Source organism: Pseudomonas sp. GW823-FHT01D03, from assembly GCF_058798255.1.
Window position 1 is genome coordinate 1,017,792 of sequence record NZ_JBXAKK010000001.1, and the last position, 18,960, is coordinate 1,036,751.

The following is an 18,960-nucleotide window of genomic DNA, read 5'->3' on the forward strand; positions in this document are numbered from 1 at the left end:
GCTCATTCTCCTTGGTTGACGTTGCCCGTCGGGTGGTAGTCCTTGAGCAGCAGGTAGGTGCTCCAGCCCCACCAGTCGTCGATGGTGGCGGTGTCGTTGAGGTTGTTCACGTCTTTGCGCCGCAGCACCTTGCCGCCCTCGACGCGGAACAGCGGCGAGAAGTTGCCGGAAAGATTCAGCACCGCCGTCAGATCCGGCAGCCGTTGCAGCGCGGCAAACGTCGAAGGGGCGGGCACGTTGCCGCTGAGGTAAGCGGCGAAGACTTCATCCGCCGAGGCCTGCACCGCCAGATTGACCTGGGTGCGGTTGTCCGCGTCGTTGACGTCGAAGTAGCGCTTGTCGCCGTAAGCGCGCCATTGATCGCCATGGGCGTTGCGCACTTTGAGGCCGAATTTGCTGTCTTCGTCGTGCATGAAACGGGTCACCAGCGAGCCGAGATCGCTCGGCGTGACCACCGCCGCCATCTCTTTGCGCGGTACCCGCAGGTGGCCGGCAGAGAACAGGTCGGTGAGGAAGTGGTCGGCAAACGCGTTCATCGCGTAGGCCCGTTCCAATTGTTGTTCATCGTGAGTGGCGCGGGCCGCGACCGCGGTTTGCAGGGCGGCGGTGTGGCCGGCGATGTAGGCCAGTCTGGCCCATTCGCCGAAGTGGTCGGCGTTGTTCGCCGCCAGTTTCAGATAACGCCCGAGCGGGAACAGCGCCGAGACAAAACTGCCGCCGCCGGTGAGTTTGTTCCACTCTTCGGACAACGTATCTCCGAGCGCGTCGTAGGCTTCGTGCGGTGCTTTGCCGTCCTTGATCGCCTGCTTAACCGCGTCGATCTCTTTTTGCATGACCGCGAGAATCTGCGTGGCCTCGGCGCGGGAGGCCGGCAGCACGGCGAGAGAATCGAATGCCGCGCTGAAGCGGTTCAGGCGATCAGCCGGGGTCGCGCCTTCGTTGATCGGTCGATCGACCACGCCGTAGAAATCTCCGGCCAGCGCCACCACCTGGCCATAGGTCAGCGCGAGGCCATTGGGCAGGTGCAGGGGCACGTTTTGCGCGCGAATCGGCTCGGCGTTTGCGTTGAAGCGCATCAGGGTGTTGTCGCCGATGGCCGTGTGTTCTCCGCCTTCGAAGCGCAGTGGCGGTCGAATGCTCAAGGCTTTGCCGGGGAGGGCGGTGGCCGGTTCGACATCGCTGTGGGCGTCGGCAATATGCAGCAGCAGATGCGGATTGTCAGCGTTGAAGTGGATGCCATTTACGGTGAAAAGATCATCGAATCGGGCGATGACCGGTGTGGGTCTTTCTTGGGGTTTTGCGTGCAGTCCGGACATTTCTGGCTCCTTGATATGTCGTCGGTGATTTATTTTTATCTGTATGAATATACAGTCAAAACGAGCCTAGCCCAGATTTTCCTACGTCAAGAACGAATCTTGTCCGACAAAAAGTGTGAGGCGACGATGAAATGCAGTTGACGGTTATCTTTTAAGTTGTACGATGACCTACAACTTCAGCGCTGGCTGAACCATAAAACTCACAAAAAAATGTTGCTACCCAGGGTGTTCGAAAAATGAATCCACAAGAACTGAAGTCCATCCTCTCCGCCGGTCTGCTGTCGTTCCCGGTCACCGATTTCAATGCACAGGGCGATTTCAACCGCGCTGGCTACATCAAACGTCTGGAATGGCTGGCCCCGTACGGCGCGTCGGCACTGTTCGCCGCCGGCGGCACCGGTGAGTTCTTCTCCCTGGCAGCCAGCGAATACTCGGAAATCATCAAGACGGCGGTCGATACCTGTGCCACCAGCGTGCCGATTCTGGCCGGTGTCGGCGGCTCGACCCGTCAGGCCATCGAGTACGCACAGGAAGCCGAGCGTCTGGGCGCCAAAGGCCTGTTGCTGCTGCCGCACTACCTGACCGAAGCCAGCCAGGACGGCGTCGCCGCCCACGTTGAAGCGGTGTGCAAATCGGTGAACATCGGTGTGGTGGTCTACAACCGCAACGTCTGCCGCCTGACCGCGCCACTGCTGGAACGTCTGGCCGAGCGCTGCCCGAACCTGATTGGCTACAAGGACGGTCTGGGCGATATCGAGCTGATGGTGTCGATCCGTCGCCGCCTCGGTGATCGCTTCAGCTATCTGGGTGGTCTGCCGACCGCCGAAGTCTACGCCGCTGCCTATAAGGCTTTGGGCGTGCCGGTCTACTCGTCGGCGGTGTTCAACTTCATCCCGAAAACCGCGATGGATTTCTACCACGCCATTGCTCGCGAAGATCACGCCACCGTCGGCAAGATCATCGACGACTTCTTCCTGCCGTACCTCGACATCCGCAACCGCAAGGCCGGTTATGCCGTGAGCATCGTCAAGGCAGGCGCCAAGATCGCCGGCTATGACGCAGGTCCGGTGCGGGCGCCGCTGACCGACCTGACCGGCGAAGAGTACGAAATGCTCGCCGCGCTGATCGACAAGCAAGGCGCGCAATAAACACCGACCCAAGAGGCCGCTGAGCAATCAGCGGCTTTTGCGTAGAGAGGAGAATTTTCTGTGGCTGCTTCCAAGCGTTACGACAACTACATCAACGGTGAATGGGTTGCCGGTGCCGATTACTCGGCCAACATCAACCCGTCCGAGTTGAGCGACACCATCGGCGACTACGCCAAGGCTGACCTGACTCAGGTTAACGCCGCTATCGATGCGGCCCGAGCCGCGTTCCCGGCGTGGTCGACGTCCGGCATTCAGGCCCGTCACGATGCGCTGGATAAGGTCGGCACGGAAATCCTCGCCCGTCGCGAAGAGCTCGGCACCCTGCTGGCCCGGGAAGAGGGCAAGACGCTGCCCGAAGCCATCGGCGAAGTGACCCGCGCCGGCAACATCTTCAAGTTTTTCGCCGGTGAATGCCTGCGTCTGTCCGGCGACTATGTGCCGTCGGTGCGCCCGGGCGTCAACGTCGAAGTGACTCGCGAAGCCCTCGGCGTGGTCGGTCTGATCACTCCGTGGAACTTCCCGATTGCGATTCCGGCGTGGAAGATCGCCCCGGCGTTGGCCTACGGCAACTGCGTGGTGCTGAAACCGGCGGATCTGGTGCCGGGCTGTGCCTGGGCGCTGGCGGAAATCATCTCCCGCGCAGGCTTCCCGGCCGGCGTGTTCAATCTGGTGATGGGCAGCGGCCGGGTGGTTGGCGAAGCGCTGGTCAACAGCCCGAAAGTCGATGGCATCAGCTTCACCGGTTCGGTGGGCGTGGGTCGGCAGATCGCCGTTAATTGCGTATCGCGCCAGGCCAAGGTGCAACTGGAAATGGGCGGCAAGAACCCGCAGATCATTCTCGACGACGCCGACCTCAAGCAAGCAGTCGAGCTGTCGGTGCAGAGCGCGTTCTACTCCACTGGCCAGCGTTGCACGGCGTCGAGCCGCTTGATCGTCACCGCCGGGATTCACGACAAGTTCGTCGAGGCCATGGCCGAGCGCATGCAGTCGATCAAGGTCGGCCACGCGCTGAAGTCCGGCACTGACATCGGTCCGGTGGTTTCCCAAGCGCAGCTTGAACAGGACATGAAGTACATCGACATCGGCCAGAGCGAAGGTGCGCGTCTGGTCAGCGGCGGTGGTCTGGTGACTTGCGACACCGAAGGTTACTTCCTCGCGCCAACGCTGTTTGCCGACAGCGAAGCGTCGATGCGCATCAGCCGTGAAGAGATCTTCGGCCCGGTGGCCAACGTCGTTCGCGTGGCCGATTACGAGGCGGCGCTGGCGATGGCCAACGACACCGAGTTCGGCTTGTCCGCCGGTATTGCCACCACGTCGCTGAAGTACGCCAACCACTTCAAGCGTCATTCGCAAGCCGGGATGGTGATGGTCAACCTGCCGACCGCCGGTGTCGATTACCACGTTCCGTTCGGTGGCCGTAAGGGTTCATCCTATGGCTCACGTGAGCAAGGGCGCTATGCACAAGAGTTCTACACGGTCGTGAAGACCAGCTACATCGGCTCCTGATACAGCAATACCCCTGTAGGAGCTGCCGAAGGCTCGGGCTGCGATCTTTGCTTTTGAAGATCAAAAGATCGTCCGATCGCGGCCCGAGCCTTCGGCAGCTCCTACAGGGAATAAATGCAAGACCAAAGAAGATTCACCCGCGCATAAAAATAATCAGTGGGAGTACATCTACATGCAATCGTCCAAGCCGACTCACGTCCGCTATTTGATCCTGCTCATGCTGTTTCTGGTGACCACGATCAACTACGCCGACCGCGCGACCATCGCGATCGCCGGTTCCAGCCTGCAAAAAGACCTCGGCATCGACGCGGTCACCCTCGGTTATATTTTCTCCGCTTTCGGTTGGGCCTATGTTGCCGGGCAGATTCCCGGGGGCTGGCTGCTTGATCGCTTCGGCTCGAAAAAAGTCTACGCCCTGAGCATTTTCACCTGGTCGCTGTTCACCGTGCTGCAAGGCTTTGTCGGTGAATTCGGCATGTCCACGGCGATCGTTGCGCTGTTCATGCTGCGTTTTCTGGTGGGGCTGGCCGAAGCGCCATCCTTCCCCGGCAACGCGCGCATTGTTGCCGCCTGGTTCCCGACCGCTGAACGCGGTACGGCTTCGGCAATCTTCAATTCGGCGCAATACTTCGCCACCGTGTTGTTCGCGCCGTTGATGGGCTGGATCGTGTATTCCTTCGGTTGGGAGCACGTGTTCATCGTCATGGGTATGCTCGGCATCGTGTTTTCGCTGGTCTGGCTGAAAGTCATCTATAGCCCGCGCGAACACCCTCGCATCAACGACGCCGAGTTCAAGCACATCGCCGACAACGGCGGTATGGTCGACATGGATCAGAAGGGCAAAAAATCCGACGGTCCGAAGTGGGATTACATCCGTCAGTTGCTGACCAACCGCATGATGCTCGGCGTGTATCTGGGCCAGTACTGCATCAACGGCATCACCTATTTTTTCCTGACCTGGTTCCCGGTGTACCTGGTGCAGGAACGCGGTATGACCATCCTCAAGGCCGGTTTCATAGCCTCGTTGCCGGCGATCTGCGGTTTCATCGGTGGTGTGCTTGGCGGGGTGATTTCCGATTACCTGCTGCGCAAAGGGCATTCGCTGACCTTTGCCCGCAAGGCACCGATCATCGCCGGTCTGCTGGTATCCAGCAGCATCGTCGCTTGCAACTATGTCGATGTTGAATGGATGGTGGTCGGCTTCATGGCCCTGGCATTCTTCGGCAAAGGCGTGGGCGCGTTGGGCTGGGCAGTGGTGTCCGACACTTCGCCAAAACAGATCGCCGGTCTGAGCGGTGGCCTGTTCAACACCTTTGGCAACATCGCCTCGATTACCACGCCGATCGTGATTGGCTACATCATCAGCTCCACCGGTTCGTTCAAGTGGGCGCTGGTGTTCGTCGGTGCCAACGCACTGGTTGCGGTGTTCAGCTACCTGGTGATCGTCGGCCCGATCAAACGTGTGGTGCTCAAAGAGCCGCCAACCAACGGTGGTTCTGAAATCACCGGCAAATTGTCTCAAGCGCATTCCTGAGGAGCGGCGTCATGCAGTTGATTGAACATTCCGACTCGCCGCGCTACATCCGCCTGCACGAGCGGGACAACGTAGTGATTGTGGTCAACGACCAGGGCGTACCGGCCGGCACCGAGTTCCCCGACGGTCTGGTGACCGTGGATTTTGTGCCGCAGAGTCACAAGGTCACCCTCGAGGATATTCCCGAGGGCGGCCAGGTGATTCGCTACGGCCAGACCATCGGCTACGCGTTGCAGCCGATTCCACGCGGCAGCTGGGTCAAGGAAGATCAACTGCGCATGCCCACCGCGCCGCCGCTGGACAGCCTGCCGCTGTCCACCGAAGTGCCGACCGCGCAGGCCCCGCTGGAAGGCTTCACGTTCGAGGGTTATCGCAACGCCGACGGCACCGTCGGCACGCGCAATATCCTCGGGATCACCACCACGGTGCAGTGCGTGACTGGTGTGCTCGATCACGCGGTGAAACGCATCAAGGACGAGTTGCTGCCGAAGTATCCGCACGTCGATGATGTGGTGGCGCTGACCCACAGCTACGGCTGCGGCGTGGCGATCACCGCCACCGACGCCTACATCCCGATCCGCACCGTGCGCAATCTGGCGCGCAACCCGAACCTGGGTGGCGAAGCGCTGGTGATCAGTCTGGGCTGCGAGAAATTGCAGGCCGGGCAGGTGATGCATGAGGACGATGCCTCGGTCGACTTGAGCGAGCCATGGCTGTATCGCCTGCAGGATTCCAGTCACGGTTTCACCGAGATGATCGAGCAGATCATGGCGCTGGCTGAAGTCCGGTTGAAGAAGCTCAACCAGCGCCGCCGCGAAACCGTGCCGGCCTCCGAACTGATCCTCGGCATGCAGTGCGGCGGCAGCGACGCGTTCTCCGGAATCACCGCCAACCCGGCGCTGGGTTATGCCTCGGACTTGCTGCTGCGCGCCGGGGCGACGGTGATGTTTTCCGAAGTCACCGAAGTGCGCGATGCGATTTATCTGCTGACTTCCCGTGCCGAAACCAAGACCGTGGCGCAGGAACTGGTGCGCGAGATGGATTGGTACGACCGTTATCTGGCCAAAGGTGAAGCGGATCGCAGTGCCAACACCACGCCGGGCAACAAGAAGGGCGGGTTGTCGAACATTGTCGAGAAGTCGCTGGGCTCGATCGTCAAATCCGGCAGCAGCGCGATCAATGGCGTGCTCGGCCCGGGCGAGCGTTTCAAGCAGAAGGGTTTGATTTTCTGCGCGACGCCTGCCAGTGATTTTGTCTGCGGCACCTTGCAGTTGGCTGCGGGGATGAACCTGCATGTGTTCACCACCGGGCGGGGTACGCCGTATGGTTTGGCGATGGCGCCGGTGGTCAAGGTTTCGACGCGTACGGAATTGGCGCAGCGCTGGCCGGACCTGATCGATATCGACGCCGGACGCATCGCAACCGGTCGCGCGTCGATCGAGGAATTGGGCTGGGAGTTGTTCCACTACTACCTGGATGTGGCGAGCGGCAAGCAACAGACCTGGGCGGAGAAGCACAAGCTGCATAACGACATTACGTTGTTCAATCCGGCGCCGATTACCTGATGGTTTGTGAGGCAAAAGCTACCCTCACCCCAACCCTCTCCCGGAGGGAGAGGGGGCCGATCCGGGAATATTCTAGTAATACACCGACCTGAAAGGAATCTACCGAATCCATAATCGACTCGGTCTCTCGGGTCGATGTATGACGCACCACACCTCAGTCAGTCCCCTCTCCCTCCGGGAGAGGGTTAGGGTGAGGGGCTTTTCAAGCTTTTGGCTTATCATTAAGCCCTGACGACGCTCACCCAAAGGCTCCCCCGGCATGCTGGCAATCTTCCTCGAAACCCTGAACATCACTGCACCGGTGTTCGCCATGCTGTTTCTCGGGGTGTTGCTCAAACGCATCGACTGGATCAACGACAACTTCATCCACACCGCTTCCTCGCTGGTGTTCAACGTCAGCATGCCGGCGCTGCTGTTTCTCGGGATTCTGCATGCGGATCTGCACGCCGCGCTGCAACCGGCGCTGCTGATCTACTTTGCGCTCGCCACGCTGGTGAGTTTTGCCCTGGCCTGGGGCTGGGCGATCATCAAGTGCCCGCGCGAAGATCGCGGCATCTACACCCAAGGCGCGTTTCGCGGCAACAACGGGGTGATTGGTCTGGCGCTGGCGGCGAGCATGTACGGTGACTACGGGATTTCCCTCGGGGCGATTCTCGCGGCGCTGGTGATCCTGTTCTACAACACCCTGTCGACCATCGTGCTGGCGGTGTACAGCCCGGTGATCAAGTCCGATCCGTGGAGCATCTGCAAAAGCGTGTTCAGCAACCCGCTGATCATCAGCGTGATTGCGGCGGCGCCGTTCGCGTATTTCCAGATCAGCCTGCCGGGCTGGCTGGAAACCTCCGGCCAGTATCTGGCGCAAACCACCTTGCCGCTGGCGCTGATCTGCATTGGCGGCACGCTGTCACTGGCGGCGCTGCGCAAGAGCGGCAGCATGGCGCTGAGTTCGAGTCTGGTGAAGATGATCGGCCTGCCGGTGCTGGCGACGCTCGGCGCATGGCTGTGGGGTTTTCGCGGGGCGGAGCTGGGGATTCTGTTTCTGTACTTCGGTAGCCCGACGGCGGCGGCCAGTTTCGTCATGGCCCGGGCAGCGCAGGGCAATCATGAGCTGGCGGCAGCGATCATTGTGCTGACCACGTTGATGGCGGCGGTGACCACCAATATCGGGATCTTTCTGTTGCAGTGGGGTGGGTGGATCTGACTGACAGATCTTCAGTGGCTGTAAGGGCCTCTTCGCGAGCGCGCCCGCTCCCACAGGTTTTTGTGTTGTTAATCAGATTTCAACAACACCAAAGAACCCTGTGGGAGCGGGCTTGCTTGCGAAGGCGTCAGTCCAGTCACTCAGGTTTCTGATAGGTATCGATCACTTCCTGCGCCGCACGAAACGCATCAATCGCCGCCGGCACACCGGCATACACTGCGCAATGCAGCAGCGCCTCGCGAATCTCATCCACCGTGCAGCCATTGTTCAGCGCACCACGCACATGGCCCTTCAGCTCTTGCGGGCACTTCAACGCGGTCAGCGCAGCAAGCGTGATCAGGCTGCGGGTTTTCAGCGGCAGACCCTCACGATTCCACACGCCACCCCAGGCATGTTCATTGACGAAATCCTGCAAGGGTTGAGTGAACTCGGTGGCGTTGCCCAAGGCGCGATCAACAAACGCATCGCCCATTACCTGGCGGCGGACTTCAACCCCCGACTTCTTCGATTCGGTCATGGCATATCCCTCTTGTGGTGTTGGCGGCGCCAGGCGCGGATCGACGTGAACAACAGAAACGTCAACAGCGTCGGCAGCACGTAGAACAGCATCAACTTTTCAAGCTTGCTGGCCAGTGGCATGCCGGTGGTAAACGACACTACGTGCAGCCCGTACGCCAAATACAAACCGAGCAACAGCAAACCTTCGGCACGGGTCACGCGGTAGCCGGAATAGAACACCGGCAGGCACAGCGCGGCGACGCCGAGCATCACCGGCAGGTCGAAATTCAGTGCGTTCGGCGACACCGACAGTGGCGTCGGTGCGATCAATGCGGTCAGGCCGAGTACCCCGAGTAGATTGAACAGGTTGGCGCCGATCACGTTGCCGACGGCAATATCCCGTTGTCCGCGCAGTGCGGCGATCAGCGAAGTGGCCAGTTCCGGCAGAGAGGTGCCGACAGCGACGACGGTCAGGCCAATGACGCGCTCGGAAAATCCAAGATCAGTTGCTACCACCACGGCAGCTCCGAGCAAAAGGTGCCCGGCAAATACCAGCATCGCTAAACCGACGACGATCATCAGAGAACTGCCGATCCACGACGTTTGGGGTGTTTCAACTCGCTCTGTATGCGGCCGCGTCGAGTGCCGTGACTGGCGCAACAATAAGCCGAGATACAGCGCTAATGCGGCCAACAACAGGATGCCGTCGAAACGCCCGATTTCTTCGTTCCACGCCAATACGAATACCAGCAGGCTGGCGCCGATCATCAATGGAATATCCAGGCGCACCAGTTGCCGCGAGACCCGCAGCGGAATGATCAGTGCCGACAGGCCGAGGGTCACGAGGATATTGAAGATGCTGCTGCCGACCACGCTGCCGACTGCGATGTCGGGGTTGTGCGCCAATGCGGCTTGCAGGCTGACGGCCATTTGTGGCGCACTGCTGCCGAGGGCGACGATGGTCAGGCCGATGATCAGCGGCCGTACATGCAGACGCGCCGCCAGGCGCACCGCCGCACGTACCATCAGTTCGGCACCGAAGATCAGCAGGCACAGACCCGCGAGCAGTTCGATCACGCTGATCAGGGGTAAATCGGCTAATCCGAAAATGGTCAGCGCTCCATCAGTCGAGGGCCTGCACGCGAACCCGTGCGGTGCCGCTGCGCAACATGCCGAGCTGTTCGGCGGCCTCGCGAGACACGTCGATCAGGCGCCCGCGTGTGTGCGGGCCGCGGTCATTGATACGGACCACGACGGACTCATCGTTTTTCAGGTTGGTAACCTTCACCCGGGTGCCAAAAGGTAGCTGGCGATGGGCGGCGGTCAGGGAATTCTGATTGAACGCTTCGCCGCTGGCTGTGCGTTTACCGTGGTGCTTGGCACCGTAATAAGAGGCGACGCCGGTCTGGTCGTAACCGTGCGGGTCGATGGTATCGGTGCTGGCGCAACCGGCGAGCAGAGAGAGCAGGGCGCAGGCGCCGAGCAGGCGTTTCATTCGAAAGCTTCCAGAATAATTGTGGCGAGGGAGCTTGCTCCCGCTCGGCCGCGAAGCGGTCGCAAAACCAGCAACCGCATTCTTTCTGAAAGAGTGCGGTTGCCAACTTGGGTCTGCTGCGCAAACCAGCGGGAGCAAGCTCCCTCGCCACAGGGGATCAGAGCCAGTAACAAATGCTGGCTCCATTGTGGTCAGCCTTCGAGCTTGCTTTTCAGCAGTTCGTTCACTTGCTGCGGGTTGGCCTTGCCTTTCGAAGCCTTCATGGCCTGACCGACGAAGAAGCCGAACATCTTGCCGCGTTTGGCTTCGTCTGCCGCACGGTATTGCTCGACCTGCTCGGCGTTGGCCGCGAGCATTTCGTCCAATACCGCGGAGATCGCGCCGCTGTCGGTCACTTGCTTCAGACCGCGCTTGTCGATGATCTCGTCCGCCGTGCCTTCGCCGTTGGCCATCGCTTCGAACACCACTTTGGCGATCTTGCCGGAGATGGTGTTGTCCTTGATGCGCTGCAGCATGCCGCCCAACAGTTCAGCGGAAACCGGCGACTCGTCGATGTCCAGGCCTTGCTTGTTGAGCAGGCTGCCCAACTCGACCATCACCCAGTTCGCCGCCAGTTTGGCGTCGCCGCCGATGGCTGCGACCTTCTCGAAGTAGTCCGCTTGCTCACGGCTGGTGGCCAGCACGTTGGCGTCGTAGGCCGACAGACCGAACTGGCTCTGGAAGCGCTCGCGTTTTTGCGGTGGCAGTTCCGGCAGGGTGGCGCGCACCTCGCCGAGGAACGACTCTTCGATGACCACCGGCAGCAGGTCCGGATCGGGGAAGTAACGGTAGTCGTTGGCTTCCTCTTTGGAACGCATCGGACGGGTCTCGTCCTTGTTCGGATCGTACAGACGGGTCTGCTGGATCACTTTGCCGCCGTCTTCGATCAGCTCGATCTGCCGCTGGATCTCGGAGTTGATCGCCTTCTCGATGAAGCGGAACGAGTTGACGTTCTTGATCTCGCAGCGGGTGCCGAACTCGACCTGGCCTTTCGGGCGAACCGAGACGTTGCAGTCGCAACGCAGCGAACCTTCGGCCATGTTGCCGTCGCAGATGCCCAGGTAACGCACCAGCGCGTGGATCGCCTTGACGTAAGCCACGGCTTCCTTGGCGCTGCGCATGTCCGGTTCGGAAACGATTTCCAGCAGCGGCGTGCCGGCACGGTTCAGGTCGATACCGGTGGCACCGTTGAATTCTTCGTGCAGGCTCTTGCCGGCGTCTTCTTCCAGGTGCGCGCGGGTGATGCCGACACGTTTGACCGTGCCGTCTTCCAGCGCGATGTCCAGGTGGCCCTTGCCGACAATCGGCAACTCCATCTGGCTGATCTGGTAGCCCTTGGGCAGATCCGGGTAGAAGTAGTTTTTACGGGCGAACACGTTGTGCTGACCGATCTCGGCGTCAATCGCCAGACCGAACATCACCGCCATGCGCACCGCTTCCTGGTTCAGCACCGGCAACACGCCGGGCATGCCCAGGTCGATCAGGCTGGCCTGGGTGTTCGGCTCGGAGCCGAACTGGGTGGAACTACCGGAAAAGATTTTCGACCGGGTAGTGAGCTGAGTGTGAATCTCCAGCCCGATCACGACTTCCCATTGCATGTGTGTCTCCTAGCCTTTTGCTGGGGATTTTGAAACGTTGCGAGCGAAGGTAAGGCAAGGCGAAAACTGGCGAGTAAGCGGAGTTGACTTTAGTCAATGAGCATTACGAGCCAGTTTTCAACGCAGCATTACCGAGCGCAGCAGTTTCAAAACCCCTGCGGGGTGCGGGTGTGCCAGTCAGTGTGTAACTGATACTGGTGGGCAACGTTGAGCAAACGGCCTTCCTGGAAATACGGCGCGAGCAACTGCACGCCTACCGGCAGACCGTCGACAAAACCGGCCGGCATCGACAGGCCCGGCAGGCCCGCGAGGTTGGCGGTGATGGTGTAGACGTCTTCCAGATAGGCAGCGACCGGGTCGCTGTTCTTGGCGCCGAGCTTCCAGGCCGGGTTCGGCGTGGTCGGGCCGAGAATGATGTCGACCTCATTAAAGGCCGCCATGAAGTCGTTTTTCACCAGACGACGGATCTTCTGCGCTTTCAGGTAGTAGGCGTCGTAGTAACCGGCGGACAGCGCGTAGGCACCGACCATGATTCGGCGCTGCACTTCAGGCCCGAAGCCTTCGCCACGGGAGCGCTTGTACAGGTCGATCAGGTTTTCCGGGTTCTCGCAGCGATGGCCGAAGCGCACGCCGTCGAAACGCGACAGGTTCGAGGAAGCTTCGGCCGGGGCGATCACGTAGTACGCAGGAATCGCGTGCTGCATGTTCGGCAGGCTGATTTCCTTGATCACCGCACCGAGCTTCTGCAGCTCCTGGATGCTGTTCTGGATCAGTTCGGCGATGCGCGGGTCGAGACCGGCACTGAAGTATTCCTTCGGCACGCCGATGCGCAGGCCTTGCAGCGAAGTGTTGAGGCTGGCGGAGTAATCCGGAACCGGCTCATCGATGCTGGTGGAGTCGTTCTGATCGAACCCGGCCATACCTTGCAACAAAATTGCGCAGTCTTCGGCCGTGCGCGCCAACGGGCCGCCCTGATCGAGGCTGGAGGCGTAAGCGATCATGCCCCAGCGCGAAACACGACCGTAGGTCGGCTTCAGGCCAGTGAGGTTGGTGAATGCAGCGGGCTGACGGATCGAACCACCGGTGTCGGTGGCGGTGGCCGCCGGCAACAGACGAGCGGCGACTGCCGCCGCCGAACCACCGGACGAACCGCCGGGCACGTGTTCCAGGTTCCACGGGTTTTTCACTGCGCCGTACCAGCTCGACTCGTTGGCCGAACCCATGGCGAATTCGTCCATGTTGGTCTTGCCCAGGGTCACGGCGCCGGCTGCGGCCAGTTTCGCAACCACGGTGGAGTCGTACGGCGCCTTGAAGTTGTCGAGCATCTTCGAGCCGCAGCTGGTGCGGATGCCCTGGGTGCAGAACAGGTCCTTGTGGGCGATCGGCGCACCGAGCAGGGCGCCGCTCTCACCGTTGGCCCGGCGCGCGTCGGCGGCTTTCGCCTGCTCGAGTGCCAGCTCTTCGGTGAGGCTGATGAAACTGTTGAGCTGCGGATCGAGCTGGGTAATACGCGCCAGCAGGACTTTGGTCAGCTCTTCGGAGGAAAACTTTTTATCGGCGAGACCGCGGGCGATCTCGGCCAGAGTCATTTGATGCATTGCAGGCTCTTTCCCTTTAGTCGATGACTTTCGGAACCAGATACAGGCCGTTTTCGACCGCTGGTGCGATGGACTGATAGGCCTCGCGGTGATTGGTCTCGGTCACGACGTCGGCGCGCAGGCGCTGACTGGCTTCCAGCGGGTGGGCCAAAGGCTCGATACCGTCGGTATCGACGGCCTGCATTTCGTCGACCAGCCCGAGAATGCTGTTGAGGGCGGAAGTAATGTGCGGAAGATCGGCATCATTCAGGCCAAGGCAGGCCAGATGTGCGATTTTTTCCACGTCGGAGCGTTCTAGCGCCATCGGGATTCTCCAGTGGAAAACAGAACGGACGGCGTCCGTGTGTTAGATTGTCGGAACACTACCGCACTTCTACGGTCATAAGGCCGCGATTGTGGGGCTTGGTGCACAGAAAAGCGGCCAATTTAACATATTGGCGCCTTGCCCAAAATCCCTGTCGTTGTTAGAGTTTGCCGCACTTTTTTACCCACGCGTTGCCTAGGGTCCCTTTCCCATGTTCAAGAAACTGCGTGGCATGTTTTCCAGCGATCTTTCCATTGACCTGGGCACTGCCAACACCCTTATTTACGTGCGCGAGCGCGGTATCGTCCTGAATGAGCCATCGGTTGTGGCCATTCGGACACACGGTAACCAGAAAAGTGTCGTCGCTGTCGGCACCGAAGCCAAGCGCATGCTCGGCCGTACGCCGGGCAACATTGCTGCCATTCGTCCGATGAAGGACGGCGTGATCGCTGACTTCAGCGTCTGCGAAAAGATGCTGCAATACTTTATCAACAAGGTTCACGAAAACAGCTTTCTGCAGCCCAGCCCTCGTGTGCTGATCTGCGTTCCATGCAAATCCACCCAGGTTGAGCGTCGTGCCATCCGTGAATCGGCCCTTGGTGCCGGTGCCCGTGAAGTGTTCCTGATCGAAGAGCCGATGGCGGCTGCGATCGGTGCCGGCCTGCCGGTTGAAGAAGCACGCGGTTCGATGGTCGTCGATATCGGTGGTGGTACCACTGAAATCGCGCTGATCTCCCTGAACGGTGTGGTCTATGCCGAATCCGTCCGCGTTGGCGGCGACCGTTTCGACGAAGCGATCATCACCTATGTGCGCCGCAACTACGGCAGCCTGATCGGTGAATCGACTGCCGAACGCATCAAGCAGGAAATCGGTACGGCCTACCCGGGCGGCGAAGTTCGCGAAGTCGACGTTCGCGGTCGCAACCTGGCCGAAGGCGTTCCACGTGCATTCACCCTGAACTCCAACGAAGTGCTGGAAGCTCTGCAAGAGTCCCTGGCTACCATCGTTCAGGCCGTGAAGAGCGCACTGGAGCAATCGCCGCCGGAACTGGCTTCCGACATCGCCGAGCGTGGCCTGGTGCTGACCGGTGGTGGCGCGCTGCTGCGTGATCTCGACAAGTTGCTGGCCCAGGAAACCGGTCTGCCGGTGATCGTTGCCGAAGACCCGCTGACCTGCGTTGCTCGCGGCGGTGGCCGTGCATTGGAAATGATGGACAAGCACACCATGGACCTGCTCTCCAGCGAGTAATCGCCGGTTTGCAATACGTGGGTGAGCGCACAGGCAGCACTTTGCAGTGCTGCCTGTTGGCGTTTATCTTCTGTCAGTCTTCATCCAGGCCGGTTTGATGCCGTATGAATAAACAGAACATTTGCCTGGGAGGAGCGGCTTATTAAACCGCTTTTCGCCAAAGGCCCTTCGTTGGGTGTGCGCCTGTTGGTGCTGGCCGTGCTGTCGGTCGCGCTGATGGTGGTCGATGCCCGCTTCGACCTGCTCAAACCCGCGCGCAAACAAGCGTCGCTGGTGTTGATGGACGCCTACTGGATCACCGACCTGCCCGGACGGCTGTGGGAAGGCATCGCCAGTCAGTTCGGCAGCCGCACCGAGCTTGTCGCCGAAAACGAAAAACTCAAGACCGAGAACCTGCTGTTGCAGGGCCGCATGCAGAAGCTTGCCGCCCTCACCGAGCAGAACGTGCGGCTGCGCGAGTTGCTCAATTCCTCCGCACTGGTCAACGAAAAGGTCGAAGTGGCCGAGTTGATCGGCATGGACCCCAATCCCTTCACCCATCGCATCATCATCAATAAAGGTGAGCGCGATGGCGTGGTGCTCGGTCAGCCGGTGCTCGATGCACGCGGCCTGATGGGCCAGGTGGTCGAGTTGATGCCATACACCTCCCGTGTACTGCTGCTGACCGACACCACTCACAGCATTCCTGTGCAGGTGAACCGTAACGGTCTGCGGGCGATTGCCAGCGGCACCGGCAACCCGGAACGTCTGGAACTGCGGCACGTTGCCGATACCGCTGACATCAAGGAAGGCGATCTGCTGGTCAGCTCCGGCCTCGGTCAGCGTTTCCCGGCCGGTTATCCGGTGGCGACGGTCAAGGAAGTCATCCACGATTCCGGCCAGCCGTTCGCGATTGTCCGTGCGGTGCCGACCGCTGCGTTGAACCGCAGCCGTTATCTGCTGCTGGTATTCAGCGACAACCGCACTGCCGAAGAACGCGCCAACGATGCGGCGCAGGCCCAAGAAAATCTTGATGCGCAGGGCGGCGGCCCGATGCTTCCGGCCACGGTGCCGAAAGTCGTCAACACACCGGCAGCGGCGGCAACGCCAGCTGCGCCGACCGCTCCAGCGCCAGCTGCTGCGGCCAGCACCACGCCGGCCAAACCTGCGGCCAAGCCCGCGGCGGCAAGCAAACCGCCGGCATCCCAGCCTGCTGCGCGTCCGGCGGCGAAACCGCCCGCCACTGCGCCAGCCAACACCGGGAGACAAGAATAATGGTCGGCGCCACCGCTTCGCGTAACGGCTGGATTGTCTGGCTGACGTTTGTCGTCGGCATCCTGCTCAGCGTTTCACCGCTGCCGATGTTCATGGAAATCCTGCGTCCACTCTGGCTGGCGTTGCTGCTGACCTTTTGGGCGTTGTACATGCCGCATACAGTCGGCATGGTCACCGCGTTCTGCCTGGGGCTGGCCGAAGACGTGCTGCAGGGCGATCTGCTTGGCCAGAATGCCTTGATCCTGACGCTGATCACCTTCCTCGTGCTGTCGTTGCAGCAGCGTCTGCGGATGTTCCCGATGTGGCAGCAATGCCTGGTGATCCTGGTGATCTTCGGCCTCGCTCAACTGGTTCAATTGTGGCTCAGCGCCTTGACCGGCAACCGTCAGCCAACCCTGGCGCTGGTACTGCCGGCACTGGTCAGTGCCTTGCTCTGGCCTTGGGTCAGCTTCGCTTTGCGTGGATTGCGCCGGCGCTACAAAATCAACTGATTCGGTCAGGCATGTGCCCGCACCTCGACAAGGGAGATGTCTTGATGAAGCCGCTTTACCTCGCCTCTGGTTCGCCGCGTCGGCGTGAATTGCTCACGCAGATCGGCGTGCCGTTCTCCGCCATCAGTGCGGACATCGATGAAACCCCGCTTCCCGAAGAATCGCCATCGGCCTATGTCGAACGCCTGGCGCGTGGCAAGGCCGAGGCCGGTCGACGCACGCTTGTGTCCGACGCGGCGTTTTGCGTTCTGGGCGCGGACACCGCCGTGGTGCTCGACGGCAAAATTCTTGGCAAACCGGTGGACGAAGCCGATGCATGCGCCATGCTGATGATGTTGTCCGGCAAGGAGCATGAAGTGCTGACCGCCATCGCCGTGCTCGAAGGCCAGCGTTGCGAGTCGCGCGTGGTGCGCAGTCTGGTGCGCTTCCGCCCGATCAGCCGCGAAGAGGCTGCGGCCTACTGGGCCAGCGGCGAACCCCGGGACAAGGCCGGCGGTTATGGCATTCAGGGCCTCGGCGCGGTGTTTGTCGCCGGCCTCAATGGCAGCTATTCGGCGGTGGTCGGGCTGCCGGTTTGCGAAACCGCAGAACTGTTGGGCCATTTCGGCATACCCTGTTGGCAAAACCTGAACGCGCAATGAGCGTCGTACGAATCAAGATGCGGCCATTATCGTGAACATGCCTGAACGAGACCCTGCCATGAGTGAAGAGATTCTGATCAACATCACGCCGATGGAATCGCGCGTGGCGGTGGTCGAAAACGGTGTGTTGCAAGAAGTCCACGTTGAGCGCACGCAGAAACGCGGGATCGTCGGCAACATCTATAAGGGCAAGATTGTCCGGGTGCTGCCGGGCATGCAGGCGGCATTCGTCGACATCGGTCTGGATCGCGCCGCGTTCATTCATGCCTCGGAAATTTCCCTGCGCGAAGGCCCGGCGGTAGAAAGCATCAGCGCGCTGGTGCACGAAGGGCAGAGCCTGGTGGTACAGGTGACCAAGGATCCGATCGGTTCCAAGGGCGCGCGCCTGACCACGCAGCTGTCGATTCCGTCGCGCTATCTGGTGTACATGCCGCGCACCGCCCACGTCGGCATTTCCCTGAAAATCGAAGACGAAGCCGAGCGCGAGCGTCTCAAACAGGTGGTCAGCGATTGTGTGGCCAAGGAAGGAATCAAAGAGGCCGGTGGCTTCATTCTGCGTACCGCCGCCGAAGGTGCCGGGGCCGATGAGATCCTCATGGACATCCGCTACCTGCGGCGCCTGTGGGATCAGATCAATGCGCAGATCCAGACCATCGGCGCACCGAGTGTGATTTATGAAGACCTCGGCCTGGCCTTGCGCACCTTGCGCGATCTGGTCAGTCCGAAGATCGAGAAAATCCGCATCGATTCCCGGGAAACGTTCCAGAAAACCACGCAGTTCGTCGCCGAACTGATGCCGGAAATCGCCGATCGTCTGGAACACTATCCGGGCGAACGGCCGATTTTCGACCTGTATGGCGTCGAAGACGAAATCCAGAAAGCCCTCGAGCGCAAAGTGCCGCTCAAGTCCGGCGGTTATCTGGTGGTCGACCCGGCGGAAGCCATGACCACCATCGACGTCAACACCGGCGCGTTTGTAGGCCATCGCAACCTTGAAGAAACCATCTTCAAAACCAACCTCGAAGCCGCCACCGCGATTGCCCGGCAGATGCGCCTGCGCAATCTGGGCGGGATCATCATCATCGACTTCATCGACATGGAAGATGAAGAGCACCAGCGCCAGGTTCTGCGTACCCTGGAAAAACAGCTCGAACGTGATCACGCCAAGACCAACATCATCGGCATCACCGAGTTGGGCCTGGTGCAGATGACCCGCAAGCGCACCCGCGAGAGCCTTGAGCAAGTGCTGTGCGAGCCGTGCAGCAGTTGCCAGGGCCGGGGCAAGCTGAAGACCCCGGAAACCATCTGTTACGAGATTTTCCGCGAGATTCTGCGTGAAGCCCGCGCCTATCAGGCCGAGGGGTATCGGGTACTGGCGAACCAGAAAGTAGTGGATCGGCTGCTCGACGAAGAGTCGGGTAATGTCGCCGAACTTGAAGGGTTCATCGGCCGCACCATCCGCTTTCAGGTCGAAACCATGTATTCCCAGGAACAATATGACGTGGTGCTGCTCTGAACCCCTG

17 protein-coding genes are annotated in these 18,960 nt (G+C 60.6%); 10 read left to right on the forward strand and 7 right to left on the reverse strand.

Annotated features, from left to right (window positions below; translation table 11 throughout):
- Window positions 1-2: 2 nt before the first annotated feature.
- Complete coding sequence (locus AC1RBR_RS04365) at window positions 3-1,316, reverse strand: phospholipase (protein WP_492563153.1); 1,314 nt, start codon at window positions 1,314-1,316, stop codon at window positions 3-5.
- A gap of 236 nt (window positions 1,317-1,552) precedes the next feature.
- Between AC1RBR_RS04365 and kdgD the strand changes: the two genes are divergently transcribed.
- From kdgD to AC1RBR_RS04390, 5 genes are all read left to right on the forward strand, one after another.
- Window positions 1,553-2,464, forward strand: coding sequence for a 5-dehydro-4-deoxyglucarate dehydratase (kdgD, locus tag AC1RBR_RS04370; RefSeq protein ID WP_007981458.1), 912 nt, complete (start codon window positions 1,553-1,555; stop codon window positions 2,462-2,464).
- Between the two features lie 60 nt (window positions 2,465-2,524).
- Window positions 2,525-3,970, forward strand: coding sequence for an aldehyde dehydrogenase family protein (locus AC1RBR_RS04375; RefSeq protein WP_095139477.1), 1,446 nt, complete (start codon window positions 2,525-2,527; stop codon window positions 3,968-3,970).
- 172 nt (window positions 3,971-4,142) lie between these two features.
- Window positions 4,143-5,504, forward strand: coding sequence for an MFS transporter (locus AC1RBR_RS04380; RefSeq protein ID WP_492563155.1), 1,362 nt, complete (start codon window positions 4,143-4,145; stop codon window positions 5,502-5,504).
- 11 nt (window positions 5,505-5,515) lie between these two features.
- Window positions 5,516-7,069, forward strand: coding sequence for a galactarate dehydratase (garD, locus tag AC1RBR_RS04385; RefSeq protein ID WP_492563157.1), 1,554 nt, complete (start codon window positions 5,516-5,518; stop codon window positions 7,067-7,069).
- A 259-nt stretch (window positions 7,070-7,328) separates the two neighbouring features.
- The gene (locus AC1RBR_RS04390) at window positions 7,329-8,270 is read left to right on the forward strand and encodes an AEC family transporter (RefSeq protein ID WP_095139480.1); all 942 of its coding nucleotides are present in this window, start codon (window positions 7,329-7,331) and stop codon (window positions 8,268-8,270) included.
- A 136-nt stretch (window positions 8,271-8,406) separates the two neighbouring features.
- On the opposite strand, the gene AC1RBR_RS04395 is transcribed toward AC1RBR_RS04390, so the two are convergent.
- The 6 genes from AC1RBR_RS04395 to gatC all read right to left on the reverse strand — a co-directional run bounded on the left by AC1RBR_RS04395 (window position 8,407) and on the right by gatC (window position 13,802).
- Complete coding sequence (locus tag AC1RBR_RS04395) at window positions 8,407-8,787, reverse strand: carboxymuconolactone decarboxylase family protein (RefSeq protein ID WP_016984177.1); 381 nt, start codon at window positions 8,785-8,787, stop codon at window positions 8,407-8,409.
- Window positions 8,784-9,845: a calcium/sodium antiporter gene (locus AC1RBR_RS04400; protein ID WP_492563160.1), complete on the reverse strand. Its 1,062-nt coding sequence runs from the start codon at window positions 9,843-9,845 to the stop codon at window positions 8,784-8,786. Before AC1RBR_RS04400 ends, AC1RBR_RS04395 begins: the two co-directional genes overlap by 4 nt.
- 46 nt (window positions 9,846-9,891) lie before the next feature.
- Window positions 9,892-10,263 (reverse strand): septal ring lytic transglycosylase RlpA family protein, encoded by a 372-nt coding sequence (locus AC1RBR_RS04405; protein WP_115986714.1) that lies wholly within the window; start codon window positions 10,261-10,263, stop codon window positions 9,892-9,894.
- 191 nt (window positions 10,264-10,454) lie between these two features.
- Window positions 10,455-11,900: an Asp-tRNA(Asn)/Glu-tRNA(Gln) amidotransferase subunit GatB gene (gene gatB / locus AC1RBR_RS04410; protein ID WP_007961565.1), complete on the reverse strand. Its 1,446-nt coding sequence runs from the start codon at window positions 11,898-11,900 to the stop codon at window positions 10,455-10,457.
- 146 nt (window positions 11,901-12,046) lie between these two features.
- Window positions 12,047-13,498 carry an Asp-tRNA(Asn)/Glu-tRNA(Gln) amidotransferase subunit GatA gene (gatA, locus tag AC1RBR_RS04415; RefSeq protein WP_492563161.1) on the reverse strand — a complete coding sequence of 484 codons (1,452 nt, stop codon included), beginning with the start codon at window positions 13,496-13,498 and terminating at the stop codon, window positions 12,047-12,049.
- Between the two features lie 16 nt (window positions 13,499-13,514).
- Window positions 13,515-13,802, reverse strand: a complete 288-nt coding sequence (gatC, locus tag AC1RBR_RS04420) for an Asp-tRNA(Asn)/Glu-tRNA(Gln) amidotransferase subunit GatC (RefSeq protein ID WP_003221657.1) — start codon at window positions 13,800-13,802, stop codon at window positions 13,515-13,517.
- 211 nt (window positions 13,803-14,013) lie between these two features.
- Here gatC and mreB point away from each other — a divergent pair, with 211 nt between their 5' ends.
- The 5 genes from mreB to rng all read left to right on the forward strand — a co-directional run bounded on the left by mreB (window position 14,014) and on the right by rng (window position 18,953).
- Window positions 14,014-15,051, forward strand: a complete 1,038-nt coding sequence (mreB, locus tag AC1RBR_RS04425) for a rod shape-determining protein MreB (protein ID WP_002555108.1) — start codon at window positions 14,014-14,016, stop codon at window positions 15,049-15,051.
- Window positions 15,052-15,192: 141 nt separating this feature from the next.
- Entirely contained in the window at window positions 15,193-16,305 is a 1,113-nt protein-coding gene (gene mreC, locus AC1RBR_RS04430) for a rod shape-determining protein MreC (RefSeq protein ID WP_492567217.1), read from the forward strand.
- Entirely contained in the window at window positions 16,305-16,796 is a 492-nt protein-coding gene (mreD, locus tag AC1RBR_RS04435) for a rod shape-determining protein MreD (RefSeq protein WP_007961576.1), read from the forward strand. The genes mreC and mreD overlap by 1 nt, the downstream gene beginning before the upstream one ends.
- Window positions 16,797-16,840: 44 nt before the next feature.
- On the forward strand, window positions 16,841-17,437 hold the full coding sequence (locus tag AC1RBR_RS04440) for a Maf family protein (protein ID WP_492563162.1): 597 nt from the start codon (window positions 16,841-16,843) through the stop codon (window positions 17,435-17,437).
- A gap of 58 nt (window positions 17,438-17,495) precedes the next feature.
- The gene (gene rng / locus AC1RBR_RS04445) at window positions 17,496-18,953 is read left to right on the forward strand and encodes a ribonuclease G (RefSeq protein WP_007961585.1); all 1,458 of its coding nucleotides are present in this window, start codon (window positions 17,496-17,498) and stop codon (window positions 18,951-18,953) included.
- Window positions 18,954-18,960: the final 7 nt, after the last annotated feature.

What these genes read in the sequence shown, in the direction of transcription:
- AC1RBR_RS04365 (WP_492563153.1), bottom strand. Translation starts at nt 1,316, where the DNA reads ATGTCCGGACTGCACGCAAAACCCCAAGAAAGACCCACACCGGTCATC.
- kdgD (WP_007981458.1), top strand. Translation starts at nt 1,553, where the DNA reads ATGAATCCACAAGAACTGAAGTCCATCCTCTCCGCCGGTCTGCTGTCG.
- AC1RBR_RS04380 (WP_492563155.1), top strand. Translation starts at nt 4,143, where the DNA reads ATGCAATCGTCCAAGCCGACTCACGTCCGCTATTTGATCCTGCTCATG.
- garD (WP_492563157.1), top strand. Translation starts at nt 5,516, where the DNA reads ATGCAGTTGATTGAACATTCCGACTCGCCGCGCTACATCCGCCTGCAC.
- AC1RBR_RS04390 (WP_095139480.1), top strand. Translation starts at nt 7,329, where the DNA reads ATGCTGGCAATCTTCCTCGAAACCCTGAACATCACTGCACCGGTGTTC.
- AC1RBR_RS04395 (WP_016984177.1), bottom strand. Translation starts at nt 8,787, where the DNA reads ATGACCGAATCGAAGAAGTCGGGGGTTGAAGTCCGCCGCCAGGTAATG.
- AC1RBR_RS04405 (WP_115986714.1), bottom strand. Translation starts at nt 10,263, where the DNA reads ATGAAACGCCTGCTCGGCGCCTGCGCCCTGCTCTCTCTGCTCGCCGGT.
- gatB (WP_007961565.1), bottom strand. Translation starts at nt 11,900, where the DNA reads ATGCAATGGGAAGTCGTGATCGGGCTGGAGATTCACACTCAGCTCACT.
- gatA (WP_492563161.1), bottom strand. Translation starts at nt 13,498, where the DNA reads ATGCATCAAATGACTCTGGCCGAGATCGCCCGCGGTCTCGCCGATAAA.
- gatC (WP_003221657.1), bottom strand. Translation starts at nt 13,802, where the DNA reads ATGGCGCTAGAACGCTCCGACGTGGAAAAAATCGCACATCTGGCCTGC.
- mreB (WP_002555108.1), top strand. Translation starts at nt 14,014, where the DNA reads ATGTTCAAGAAACTGCGTGGCATGTTTTCCAGCGATCTTTCCATTGAC.
- mreD (WP_007961576.1), top strand. Translation starts at nt 16,305, where the DNA reads ATGGTCGGCGCCACCGCTTCGCGTAACGGCTGGATTGTCTGGCTGACG.
- AC1RBR_RS04440 (WP_492563162.1), top strand. Translation starts at nt 16,841, where the DNA reads ATGAAGCCGCTTTACCTCGCCTCTGGTTCGCCGCGTCGGCGTGAATTG.
- rng (WP_007961585.1), top strand. Translation starts at nt 17,496, where the DNA reads ATGAGTGAAGAGATTCTGATCAACATCACGCCGATGGAATCGCGCGTG.